Below are 12,281 nucleotides of genomic sequence, written 5' to 3' on the forward strand. Positions count from 1 at the left end.
GCAGCCGCTGATCCCCATTATCCACCAGGCCTACGGCTTCATGGGTGTTTTCACCTCGGTGGCTATCCTGTTCTTCCTGCCGATGATTCCGCTGATGATCTGGGGCAAGCGGACCGGCGGCAAGAGTCTGGAGGAGATTGAATAAAGTACCGTCAAGTACCACCCGACGGCCGGGAAGAACGGGCAATCCGGTCTCCCCGGCCGTCGGCAATTCCGCGGAGCAAAACGTTTTTCCGTTTTCCGCCCCCGCGCCGTCGGATACACTAGGATGAGCGCGGCAGCCAGCCGCGCCGGAACCGGGATATCTCATGTGGGCAACAAACCGGCGGACCATGCGCGTCCGCGTTATTGGACAGATCCTCTCCAGCCTGTGCCTTGCGGCCATCTTCCTTGCCGAAGCCGCCTTGCTGCGGGCGGCCGAACCCGCACCGGCCACCGGCGAAAAGCAGGTGGTGATCCTCCATGCCGGAACCCGCAATTTCCCGGCCACCGAGGCTGTGGAAAAAGGGCTGATCGAAGGCTTTGCCGGCAACAGCCAACTGAACGTGCAGACCTTCTCCGAATACCTGGATCTTTCCCGCTTCCGCGACCACAAGCAACGCAAGGCCCTGGCGGATCTGCTGCAGCAGCGATACGGCACCGGGCGGATCGACCTGGTCATCGGAGTCGATGTGCCGACCGCCAGCTTCCTGATGGAGAACAACACCCTCTTCGCCGACACCCCGACCGTGCTCTGCGCCATTCCCGAGAGCATGAAGGAGCGCATCCTCGCCTCGTCGCTCAAGGATCGAGTCACCTGCGTCCTGCAACCCACCTCCGCCCTGCGTAACCTGGTGGAGCTGATCTTCCATTTCAAACCCGCCACCAAGCATATCGCGCTGGTGTCGGGTTCCTTTGAAAACGACAAGGTTCGGGCGGACGCCCTGCGGCAGGTGCTGGCCGACTTCCGCAACCGGGCGGAACTCATCGATTTCTCCGACCTGACCCTGGGGGCGCTGCTCAACCGATGCGAGACTCTGCCGCCCGACACGGTCGTGCTCTACTCGACCTTTTTGGTCGATGCCAATGGCCGCAGCTTTGTTCCCCGCAGTTTGCTGCCCTCCATTGCCGCCCACACCGATGCCCCCATTTTCAGCCCCTACGAAGCCTTCATGGGCAACGGCATCGTGGGCGGCCCCCTGACTTCCATGCGGCTGCAGGGCAACCGGGCCGCGGAGGCGGCCCTGCGCATTCTCCATGGCCAGCCGCCCCGCAACGTGCCCTTCACCGGCGCCGACACCACCGTTTCCCTGTACGACTGGCGGCAGCTCCAGCGGCACGGCATCGACGAGTCCCTGGTGCCTCCGGGCAGCACCATCCTGTTCCGCGAGACCACGATCTGGGATCTGTACAAGTCCTACATCATCGGCGTCGGCGTTCTCTTGATCGTGCAGTCGCTGCTGATCGTCGGCCTGGTGGTCAACCTACGGCAGCGCAAGAAGGCGGAAGCGGCCCTGCGCGAAAGCCAGCGCGAGCTCCAGACCCTGGCCGGCCGCCTGATCTCCTCCCAGGAAGAGGAACTGAGCCGGCTGTCCCGCGAATTTCACGACGATTACGCCCAGCGGTTGGCGGCCATGGCCATCGAGGCCGGCACCCTGGAACTCCAGGCCGTCAAAAACGACCCGCCGTTCCAGGGCCAGATCGGCCACCTCAAGGAACAACTGGTCCACCTGTCCGACGATATCCACGCCCTGTCCCGGGAACTACATCCCGCGATCCTCAGGGATCTGGGCCTGATCCAGGCGGTCCGCTCCCTGTGCCTCAGGTTTTCCGACCGGGAGGGCATCCCGGTGAACTGCCACCTCGACCCCTTGCCCGACGATATCCCCTCGGATACCGCCCTGTGCATCTATCGGGTGGTCCAGGAGGCCCTGCGCAACATCGCCAAGCACGCCCACGCCCACCATGTCGACGTGTTTCTCAAGGCCACCGCCTACCACCTGCTGGCGACCATCGAGGACGACGGCGCCGGGTTCGAACCGAAATGCGCCCGCCGCACCCCCGGCATCGGGCTGGCGAGCATGCGCGAACGGGTACAGTATGTGCAAGGTGAATTCACCATCCAATCCGCCCCGGGACGGGGAACGGTGCTCGATCTCTCGGTGCCTTTGACCAGGAGGGAACATGAGAAAACCGCGAATTCTACTGGCTGACGACCATCGCATGGTCGCCGAGGGACTGCGCGGCCTGCTGGAACCGGGCTACCAGCTGGTGGAGATCGTCGAGGACGGCCGGGCGCTGCTCGAGGCGGCCAACCGGCTGATGCCCGACGTGGTGGTGGCGGACGTGTCGATGCCGCTCTTGAACGGCATCGAGGCGGTGCGCCAGCTCAAGAAGAACAATCCCTCGATCGCCGTGGTTTTCCTGACCATGCACCTCGACGTCGCCTATGCGGCCAGTGCCCTCGAGGCTGGGGCCGCCGGCTACGTCCTCAAGCATTCGGCCCCATCCGAACTGCTGACCGCCATCGCCTGCGCCCTCAAGGGCCAGACCTACATCACCCCGATGCTGGTCGGCGAACTGTTGAGCTATCAACGCAACCGGCCGCAGGGCGAAACCGAAGGCGGCCTTGCCCGGCTGACGGCACGCCAGCGCGAGGTGCTGCAGTTGATCGCCGAGGGACGGTCGGTCAAGGAGGCCGCCGCCGTGCTCGGCATCTCGACCCGAACCGTCGAATTTCACAAATACAGCATGATGGAAGCCCTGGGATTGAAGAGTTCGGCGGAGCTGATGCGCTTTGCCGTCGAACACGGCATCAAGTGAACTCCCTCTTCCAGCCACCCGTTTTCCCCTCTTTCCGCCAGCCCCGAGACGTCGATACCATGCGGCTTCGGGGCTTTTGTGCGTCCTCCGCCCGCCGATGCCGCCGCTTTTTGCGGCCTTTAGGGACAAATCCAGCCCAACCCGGAACAATTAAGTGGGAAACCTCGTAATTCTCCGAGGTCCGTCCCGTTCTCCCTTCTGGTTAAAATAGCGCCCTGACAGCGTGCTATCCGCTGTTGCTGGCAAACTATTTTCGAGAAGAGAAACAGAAGGAGGGAAAATTGATGAACGAGAGAATGAAAACCTGGTCGCTCTGCGCCATGATCGTCTCCGGGTTCATGGCGGGCCAGGCTACTGCCGCCGATCAGCAAGACGTGACCGCCACCCAACCGGAAAAAAGCGAAAAGATGAGCCCGCTGAGCGGGACGCCGGTCAACTCGGCCATCAGCGGCGGCGGCATCGTACCCAAGGGCATGCTGTTGACCGCCCTGAACTTTTCCTACCGGGACAAGGACGACATCGTCGACGACGCCGGCCGGGGTGCCCGCACCTCCCAGCAGGAGCTGTATCTGCTCAAATTGCGGTACGGCATGACGGACCGATTCGAGCTACTCTTCGTCCCCGGCTACATCAACAATCACCGCGACGCCTACTTCAACCAGCAATCGGACCGGGTGGACGGGCCGACCGACTTCATCTTCGGCGGCACCTACACCCCGCTGTCGCAGCGGCTGGGCGACCCCATCAGCCTGGGCCTGAACCTGTCCGTCGGCATGCCCACCGGCCAGGATGGCTCGAAATACCTTCCGGGCGGCGATGTCTGGTCCTACTGTGCCAAGATCGGCATCACCAAGGTCTGGCATCCGAAGCACCGGGTCGACTGGGATCTGGGATTCTCGCAGCCGACCGAAACCGGCAACCAGGGAGTTCGCAAGGACACGGTGGTCACCATGACCGGCAGCTACCACTATGTCTTCAACCCGAATTTCGATGTCGGCCTGGAATTCACCGTGGAGAACAGCAAGGACTGGGAGCGCAACGGGGTGAGCATGCGCAACGAGTACACCGAGGTCTATGTCGGCCCGACCATGAACTTCTGCCTGCCGAAGTGGAACATGTGGCTGGGAGCCGGCGTCTTTGTGCCGGTGATGCGCGACTACGACATCCCGACCGCATCGGACGATATCCGCATCGAGCTCAAGCTCGGCAAGGTGTGGAGCTGGTAGTCGTGGCATGACCGGGAGGCGCCGGCGCGCCATCCGGACCAAGGAGGAAGAAGGCGGGATTGGCAAAGGTTTCCGGCTGCCAATCCCGCCGAATCAAGCGGCCTGCTTCGGCGGGCCGTGGTTGTGCCCGTGACCCGGCATCCGTCGGCTCACGGGCATTGCTTTTTCCGCCCTCCGAATTTCAGGCAGAACCGTTCGCCAGCCTGCCTTCGCAGGCGGCCAGCCGCTGCTTGAGTTCCTTTTCCTTGTTCCAGCGGCCGGTCACGTCGCGGAGGATGGCGGCACAACCAGCCATGGCCCCCTGTTCGTCGCGCAGCAACACGATGCTGAACTCCAGGGAAAGGCGGCTGCCGTCCTTGCGCAGCCCGGGCGAGGTCAGCAGATCCGTGCGGTAGCTCGTCTCTCCGGTCTCCATCACCCGAAAATACCCCTGCCAATGCCGCGGACGCAGATTGGCCGGGATGATGAGATCGAGCGAACCGCCCAGAACCTCGGCGGCGGCATAGCCGAACATCCTCTCCGCGCCGGCGTTCCAGAACCGGATGCGGCCCTCGCGGTCGGCGATGAGCATGGCATCGGGACCGTCATGCAGAATCTGCGAAAAAAAACGATCCATCTCTTCCTCCTGCGGCGCTGAAATTCATCCGGAAAAGTGCGGGCCGCGCCGACCGGCGTCGTGCGCGGCCAAGCGTGCGTCCGGGCCTTATTCCTGGCTGATACAGCTTGCCGGGCACGAGGCGATGGCCTCGTCGATGCAGGCCTGGTCCCCGCCCTCGGGCTTGATCACGTAAGCCTTGTTCTCGTCCTCGTTGAAGGCGAAAATGTCGGGACAGAGTTCAACACAGGCACTGCAGCCAATACACTCGTACTCATCGATAACGACTTGCTTCATGGCGTCCCTCGCAATGGAAGAAAGAAAAATTCCAGCCGCATGCCCTCGATGGCGCCCTGCCCCGCAAGACACCGGCACGAAGCCCCGGACCGACTCCGCCGGGAAAAACGACACGGTGCCGCACCCGTTTCCGGACGCGACATCCCGCCGGTTCCGACCGCTTTCCGCCGTCTTCCCTTTCGTTTCGGCCCGTTTTCATCCCTTGACTACACCAGAGAACGCGGCCGGCGTCAATTAAATAAAACGCCCGGAAAATCCGGGCGAAACAAATAAAAAAAATGCCGATCCGGGGCGAAAACGGCAGGTCCGTTGCCGCCCCGGGGCCTCAGCCGTTGCGGACCAGCTCGGCCGCGGCCTGGCGGACGCGGTCGAAATGCTGCGGCTGTTGCTGCACGTCGCTCACCCCGCGCAAATTGCCGAAGACCAGCGGCTCCAGGGTACGGAAACCGAGGAAGGCGAACATGTCGTTGACATAGGTGAAATAGGAGGCGTAGCGGTCAGGATCCGGCTGCCCCTGGGTGTAGAGGGTGAGCATCCGCTGGCCGGTGAGCCAGGAGGAATAGTCGGGCTTGAGCACCGGCATCAACCGGTCGGTGAACAGCCGCGCCTGGGCGGTCAGCTGCCACATGTACACCGGTGAGGCCAGGACCACGGCATCGGCCGCGAACACCTCCGCCAGGATGGGCTGCATGTCGTCCTTGACCGCGCATTGCTTTTCCTTGCCGGGCTGACGGCAGCTGTAGCAGGCCTGGCACCCCTTCAGCCGCAGGGTATTGAGGGTATAGCTGCTGACGGTGGCGCCGAGACGTTCGGCCTCGTCGAGCAAGGCGTTGAGCAGTTGGGTCGAGTTGCCCTTTGGGCGGGGGCTGGCGTGCAGACCAAGTACTTTCATGAAAATCACCAGAATAAAAAAAGAGGCACGGCCGTGCAAAACGCCAAAGGCGACATCCTCTGGCGGGCCGTTCCAGTTGCATCGGCCACGCGCGTCCCGGCAGGCTTCGGCGGTGCGCGGCCTGGGCGAAACGGGCGTGGGTCCGGCCCTCATCCTGCCAAAGTTTTCGGCCGCGCACAAGAATTTCCGCCAGTTCTCCGCCCGGATCGCATCCCGGCCGGCACATTCGACCACGGCCCGGGACACCGGTTATTTTTTGCTGGCGAAAAGGCCGGTTCTCCGGTACCTCTGGCCACTGGCCCACCGGCTTTTTGGCCGGCGCCGCTTTGTCGTTTTCGTGCCCGATTGCCTTTTCCCTGCGAGGAACCGCCATGCTCCATTGCTGCATCTTTCTTTGCGGCGCGGCCCTGATGATCATCGAACTGACCGGCTCGCGCATCCTGGCCCCCTTTCTCGGCACCTCCCTGGTGGTCTGGACCAGCCTGATCGGCGTCATCCTGGCCAGCTTGAGCCTCGGGGCCTGGTGGGGCGGCATGCTGGCGGACCGGCAACCGCAGCCGCGCCTGCTCGGGCGGATCGTGCTGCTGTCGGCCTGGGCCACCGCCGCCATCGGCCTCTCCAAGACCTGGATTCTCGAAGCGCTCCAGAGCACCGGCGGCCTGCACACCGTGACCCTTGCCGCCACCGTGGTCCTGTTCGCCCCGGCCGCGGTCCTGCTCGGCATGGTGCCGCCGTTCGCCGTCCGGCTCTGCCTGCGCGACAGCGAACACGGCGGCCGCATCGCCGGCAGCCTGTATGCGGTTTCCACCGTCGGCTCCATCGTCGGCACCTTTCTCGCCGGCTTCGTCCTCATCGCCTGGGTGGGCAGCACCGCCATCCTGTTCATCACCGCCGCCGTGCTGGCCCTTGCCGCCTGGATGGCCGATTCCGGCGCCAAACCGCTCAAGGCCGCCTCGATCGCCCTCTTTCTTCTGGCGTTGTATTTCCTGCATCAGCAGGATCTATGGCTGGCCCGGCAGGGATTTTTCGACCGCGACACCCCCTACAACCGGGTCCTGGTCTACACCGGCCGGGAAGAGGGCAGCGGCCGGCTCACCCGCGAGATGGTCACCGGCCCGCAGGGACGGCAGTCGGCCATGTATCTCGACGATCCGGTCGAACTGGCCCTGCCCTACACCCGCTTCTACCGCCTGTTCGAATACTACCGGCCCGAGGCCCGGCGCATGCTGGTGCTGGGCGGCGGCGGCTATTCCTTTCCCAAGTACGCCCTGGCCCACTACCCGAACCTGCAGATCGACGTGGTCGAACTCGATCCCGGCATCACCGGGCTGGCCCGCAGCCATTTCGACCTGGCCGATCACCCCCGCCTACGCCTGGTGGAAGAGGATGCCCGCACCTTTCTCCGTAAGGTGGAACAACCCTACGACGTGATCCTTTGCGACGTGTTCAACTCCCATTACTCCATCCCCTTCCACCTGGTCACGGTCGAGGCGGTGCGCCTGCTGCGCGCAGCACTCCGGCCCGACGGGGTGGTCCTGGTCAACCTGCTGGCCTCGCCCGAAGGGACCTCGAGCGGTTTTTACAAAACCCTGCGCGCCACCTTTGCCACCGAATTCCCCGCTATCCGCGCCTACGCCGTCACCGATCCCGCCGATCCCCAACTGTGGCAGAACATTCTTCTGGCCGGGGGCCGCGTTTTGCCGGATCACCTCCCCGACGACCCGACGCTCCGCGCCATGCTGGCCCACCGGCTGCCCGAACCCGGCGGCGTCTGGCCGCCGTTCACCGACGAATACGCGCCGGTGGACCGCCTGCTCGGCGAGTTTCGGCTCCGGACCTCGGCCTCGGGCAATCGGGATTCCTGAGCCGGGTCGTTTACCGGGCCCGGCCCGCCCTTGCGCTTTCTTACATCGAGAGCTATTCTCAACTCCCGGATAACGGCGGCCGGCATCTCCCGTCCGCCGCCCCGGCACCCCATCGCCCGCTCCTTCCACCCCTTCGGCAGACCGCATCCGCGCACGACCCCATGCTTCCCTCGGTTTTCCGCCACAGCGCCTTCACCACGCTGTGGCTCGGTCGGATTCTGACCAACATCGCCACCCTCATCCAGAGCGTGGCCATCGGCTGGCTGGTGTACACCCTGGCCCGCCAGACCCATGACGAGCAGTACAGCATGTTTTTGGTCGGCATGGTCGGGCTGGCCCAATTCACGCCGATGTTTTTGTTGGCGCTGCTGGCCGGCGAGACCGCCGACCGCTACGACCGCCGCCTGATCCTGCTCTGCTGCGGCCTGCTCCAATCCGCCTGCGCCGCCGCATTTTCGTTGCTGGCCATGCAGCCTTCGGTGCCCCTGGGGTCGATCTTTCTGGTGGCCGGATTTTTCGGCATTGCCAGGGCCTTCGGCTCGCCCGCCCTCTTTTCGGTGCTGCCCGCCCTGGTGCCCAGGGAAGAGTTGACCCGGGCCATTGCCTTCAACACCCTCAGCGTCCAGGTGGGCACGATCGCCGGCCCTTGGGCGGGCGGACTGCTCTGCGCCCTGTCGCCGGTGCTGGCGACCGGCAGTTCCTGCCTCCTCTACCTGGTCGCCACCCTGGCCTGGGGCCTGCTGCTGCGGATGCCGATCACGGCCCGGGCCGCGCAACCCGCCGGGGCATCGCGCCTGACCATGATCCACGAGGGGCTGCGGCATCTATGGGGCAGCAAGGTCGTGCTCGGCGCCATCTCGCTCGACCTGTTCGCGGTTCTCCTGGGCGGGGTCACCGCCCTGCTCCCGGCCTATGCCAAGGACGTGCTCCATATCGGCCCGGAGGGTTTCGGTAGTTTGCGCTCCGCCTTTGCAATAGGCGCCGGCGCAACCACCCTGGCCCTGGCCCTGTGGCCACTCAATCGACACGCCGGCAAATGGATGCTCGGCAGCGTGGCGCTCTACGGCACAGCCACCCTGTTTTTCGCCCTTTCCCGCCAGACCGGCTGGTCGATGCTGGCCCTGGCCGTCGCCGGCTGCGCCGATTCGGTGTCGGTCTTCATGCGGCAGAACCTGGTGCAGCTTCTGACCCCGGATACCATGCGCGGCCGGGTATCGGCGGTCTCGGGACTGTTCATCAGCGCCTCGAACGAACTGGGGGAATTCGAGAGCGGCGTGGCGGCCCGCCTGCTCGGCATCGTCGGCTCTGCCGTGTTCGGCGGCGTCGGCTCGCTGATGGTCACCGTCCTGTGGGCCAGGTTGTTCCCGTCGTTGCGCACCGCCGACCACCTGGCGCCGGCAGGCCGCGAATGACTTTTGCCGCCGCAACCGGGTAAAAAGTATCCACCTGCGGACCCGTTCACCCTGGCGGTCGGGGCTCGCCCGGCCATCTTTTTTATTTCCATGTAACTTCACTGCGATAAACGCACAGACGCATTGACATCATCCCGCCAAACCGGGTAAAAAGTATCCAATCGGAAGGGGCGAAACGGCTGCCGTGAGGGGCAACCGTTTGCTTGCTGGCCGGCTGCCCGGCTCGCACCTTGCGGCAATCGCCCGGCTGCCCGCGATATCGCCGGCAAGGCGGAAGAACGTCGTTGCCAACCCCACGATATTTTTTTAATTCCCGGACAGATTCCAACCGGGCAACTGGCACGGCAGATGCTGGAGAGTGGCAGCTTTTTGCTGCCGGATTTCCCCGCCCGGCCGTGATGGGCAGGGGGAGCCGGATTGATCAACGAAAGAGTCCTGTCGTGACAGGAGGAACAACGCATGGTAAAAAAAACGGTTATCGGTTTGCTCGTCTCGCTTCTGGCCGTGCCCCTGGCACCGGCAACGGGATTGTGTTGGCGCGGAGGGCCGCCTCCCCCGCCCCGGCCCTACTACGGCGGGTACTATGGCGGATACTACGGCCATTCGCACCACAACTCGGATGCGTGGCTGTGGGGACTGGGCGGCCTGGTGCTGGGCTCGGTCCTGGTGGCCGCGGCCACGCAACCCGCACCGCCCCGGCAAGTGGTGTATGCCGAACCGCCCCCGCCGCCGGTGAACTACTATTCCTACCGGCCCCCGGTTTCCTCGGGAACCTGCCGCTGGGAGCGGTATGTGCTGGACGGATACGGCAGAACAGTGTTTGATCGGTACGGCCGGCCCATCAAGGAATACACGACCGGCCCCTGCAACTATCCGCCCTCCTGGTGATCCCGGGCTCGGCCGGAAAAGACCCAATGAACCAAGGAAGGAAACCCAACATGAAACAGCTGAGTGTCGTTTTTGCCCTGCTTGCTCTCCTCACCCTGTCTTCCTGCGCCACCAAGGGCCAGACCGGCGCCCTGGGCGGCGCGGCCGGCGGCGCCCTCATCGGCCAGGCCATCGGACACAACACCGGTGCCACCTTGATCGGCGCGGCGGTGGGCGCCGGCCTGGGGTACATCATCGGCAACGAGATGGACAAATACGACCGCGACCGCTTGAGCAACGTCTACGAGAGCGGTCAATCGAACCGGAGGTCGGCCTGGGTGAATCCCGATTCGGGCAACCAGTATGCGGTGACCCCGCAGCCGGCCTACCAGAATTCCTCCCGCCAGGTCTGCCGGCGCGCCGAAATCAACGCGGTGATCGACGGCAAGCCGCAACGCACCTACAGCACGGCCTGCCGCAATTCCTACGGCGAGTGGGAGCTGCAGGGCTCGTAACGCAGCTTTTCCGCGCCGTGGCGGCCGGGGTTTCCTTGCCCGGCCTCCACGGCCCGCTTTGTTTTTCCCCTCTGCCAACAGCCCATCTTTCTCCCCTCACCCTTGCAATCTCTCAAGCGACTCTGTCCGATGCCGGCCCCGGCAATCGCATGAACCGGGATTGACAATTTTGTCTCGCTCCCTTCATGTTGGTTGCCCCCGACAAAAACCCCGAAGGCCGGTGAGCCCGCGTGTTCCGCGGTGCACAGGTGATGTTTCACCCAATCGTCGATGCCCCGCACCCGATGCCCGGCTCCATCGGCCATCGTCACATCGGGACCGGCTGCCCCCTGCCCTGCCCCTGTCCTCCGGCGACGGCGGCGGTTGCGGCTGACCGTCCCGGAAGGCACCGCTTGCCCAAGGAAAAAATCGCGTCCCCGGCCCCGGTCCGCTCCCGGTCGAGCGGGTTCTCGTCGGGGCGCAACTCATTTGCGGCTGGAAATTTTCAGCCAACCCGCTTATCTTACGCGCCATTCTCGTCCGGTACGGGATCTTGAGCCAACAATTCCAGCAAGATTTTCCTTTGGAGCGGTGAACGCTATGCACATCAAAAAAGTGGTCGACGACATTTATCGCCTTTCCGTCAACATCGAGGACAAACACTATCTTTTCGAGGGCATCTGGCCGATCCCCCACGGCATTTCCATCAACGGCTACCTGATCAAGGCGGAAAAGAACGTCCTGATCGACCTGACCCAGGACATTTTCGACTTTCCCCAAGAATTCACCCGGCAGATGGACGGCGTGACCCTGCGGGTCGAGGATATCGACATCCTGGTGGTCAACCACATGGAGCCCGACCACTCCGGCTGGCTGCGCGAATTCTGCAAGCGCAACAGCAAGGCGGTCATCTACTGCTCCAAGAAGGCCGTGCCGCTGCTGAACGCCTTTGCCGGCGTGCCGGCCGAGCGAGCGGTGGCCATCACCGACGGCATGATTCTGGAGGTGGGGGACTATGAGCTCCAGTTCTTCGACACCCCCAACATCCACTGGCCCGAGACCATGATGACCTACGAGCGCAAGCGTAAGATCCTGTTCGCCTGCGACGCCTTCGGCTCCTACGGCAGCATCGACGAGGACGCGATCTTCGACGATCAGCTCTCCCACGAGCGGCACGCCTTTTTCGAGGCCGAGGCCCTGCGCTACTACGCCAACATCGTGGCCACCTTCTCGGCCTTTGTCCTCAAGGGCCTGGAAAAACTGAGCGGGCTGGAGGTCAAGGTGATCTGCCCCTCGCACGGCATCATCTGGCGCGACAATCCCGCGGTGATCATCGAGCATTACAAGCGCTACGCCGAATACAGCAAGGGGCCGGCCGAACGCGAGGTGACCGTGGTCTGGAGCTCCATGTACGGCAACACCAAGCAGGTGTTGAACCAGGTGATCGAGACCCTGCGCCGGCGCGAGATCGCGGTGCACGTTTTCCAGGTGCCCGGCGACGAGATCGGCTACATCCTGGCCAGCGCCTGGAAGTCCGCCGGTCTGATCTTCGGTATGCCCACCTACGAATACAAGATGTTCCCGCCCATGGCCCACGTGATCGAGGAGTTGATGGTCAAGAAGGTGACCAACAAAAAGGTGTTCCGCTTCGGCTCCTTCGGCTGGTCGGGCGGCGCCCAGAAGGATTTCGAGACCAGAACCGAAAAGGCCGGCTGGGACCGCCTGGGCCACTACGAGTGGCAAGGCGCGCCCACCGAGGCGGACAAGGCGGCCATGCAACAGGCCCTGGAAGCCTATTGCGACGCCCTGATCGACTTTACCGCCCGCTGAT

Annotated in this window: 11 protein-coding genes; 8 read left to right on the forward strand and 3 right to left on the reverse strand. The window is 64.0% G+C overall.

The window, feature by feature from the left end:
• The first annotated feature begins 308 nt into the window (after window positions 1–308).
• The 3 genes from RMR13_RS00895 to RMR13_RS00905 all read left to right on the forward strand — a co-directional run bounded on the left by RMR13_RS00895 (window position 309) and on the right by RMR13_RS00905 (window position 4,028).
• The gene (locus RMR13_RS00895) at window positions 309–2,192 is read left to right on the forward strand and encodes an ABC transporter substrate binding protein (protein ID WP_310598757.1); all 1,884 of its coding nucleotides are present in this window, start codon (window positions 309–311) and stop codon (window positions 2,190–2,192) included.
• Complete coding sequence (locus RMR13_RS00900) at window positions 2,164–2,802, forward strand: response regulator transcription factor (protein WP_310598758.1); 639 nt, start codon at window positions 2,164–2,166, stop codon at window positions 2,800–2,802. Before RMR13_RS00895 ends, RMR13_RS00900 begins: the two co-directional genes overlap by 29 nt.
• Window positions 2,803–3,086: 284 nt before the next feature.
• On the forward strand, window positions 3,087–4,028 hold the full coding sequence (locus RMR13_RS00905; RefSeq protein ID WP_310598759.1) for a transporter: 942 nt from the start codon (window positions 3,087–3,089) through the stop codon (window positions 4,026–4,028).
• 181 nt (window positions 4,029–4,209) lie between these two features.
• On the opposite strand, the gene RMR13_RS00910 is transcribed toward RMR13_RS00905, so the two are convergent.
• The 3 genes from RMR13_RS00910 to RMR13_RS00920 form a co-directional block, all read right to left on the reverse strand.
• Window positions 4,210–4,644 carry a PAS domain S-box protein gene (locus tag RMR13_RS00910; protein WP_310598760.1) on the reverse strand — a complete coding sequence of 145 codons (435 nt, stop codon included), beginning with the start codon at window positions 4,642–4,644 and terminating at the stop codon, window positions 4,210–4,212.
• Between the two features lie 87 nt (window positions 4,645–4,731).
• A complete protein-coding gene (locus RMR13_RS00915) occupies window positions 4,732–4,920 on the reverse strand; it encodes a ferredoxin (RefSeq protein WP_310598761.1) in 189 nt (62 codons plus the stop codon).
• 325 nt (window positions 4,921–5,245) lie between these two features.
• Window positions 5,246–5,812 carry a flavodoxin family protein gene (locus RMR13_RS00920; protein WP_310598762.1) on the reverse strand — a complete coding sequence of 189 codons (567 nt, stop codon included), beginning with the start codon at window positions 5,810–5,812 and terminating at the stop codon, window positions 5,246–5,248.
• A gap of 371 nt (window positions 5,813–6,183) precedes the next feature.
• Here RMR13_RS00920 and RMR13_RS00925 point away from each other — a divergent pair, with 371 nt between their 5' ends.
• From RMR13_RS00925 to RMR13_RS00945, 5 genes are all read left to right on the forward strand, one after another.
• The gene (locus RMR13_RS00925) at window positions 6,184–7,677 is read left to right on the forward strand and encodes a fused MFS/spermidine synthase (RefSeq protein ID WP_310598763.1); all 1,494 of its coding nucleotides are present in this window, start codon (window positions 6,184–6,186) and stop codon (window positions 7,675–7,677) included.
• A 161-nt stretch (window positions 7,678–7,838) separates the two neighbouring features.
• Window positions 7,839–9,089 carry an MFS transporter gene (locus tag RMR13_RS00930; protein WP_310598764.1) on the forward strand — a complete coding sequence of 417 codons (1,251 nt, stop codon included), beginning with the start codon at window positions 7,839–7,841 and terminating at the stop codon, window positions 9,087–9,089.
• A gap of 459 nt (window positions 9,090–9,548) precedes the next feature.
• Window positions 9,549–9,977 carry a hypothetical protein gene (locus RMR13_RS00935; RefSeq protein ID WP_310598765.1) on the forward strand — a complete coding sequence of 143 codons (429 nt, stop codon included), beginning with the start codon at window positions 9,549–9,551 and terminating at the stop codon, window positions 9,975–9,977.
• A gap of 50 nt (window positions 9,978–10,027) precedes the next feature.
• A complete protein-coding gene (locus RMR13_RS00940; RefSeq protein ID WP_310598766.1) occupies window positions 10,028–10,471 on the forward strand; it encodes a glycine zipper domain-containing protein in 444 nt (147 codons plus the stop codon).
• Window positions 10,472–11,050: 579 nt separating this feature from the next.
• The gene (locus RMR13_RS00945; RefSeq protein ID WP_310598767.1) at window positions 11,051–12,280 is read left to right on the forward strand and encodes an FprA family A-type flavoprotein; all 1,230 of its coding nucleotides are present in this window, start codon (window positions 11,051–11,053) and stop codon (window positions 12,278–12,280) included.
• Window position 12,281 lies beyond the last annotated feature (1 nt).

The organism is Desulfobulbus sp. (assembly GCF_031547805.1).
GTDB lineage: Bacteria > Desulfobacterota > Desulfobulbia > Desulfobulbales > Desulfobulbaceae > Desulfobulbus.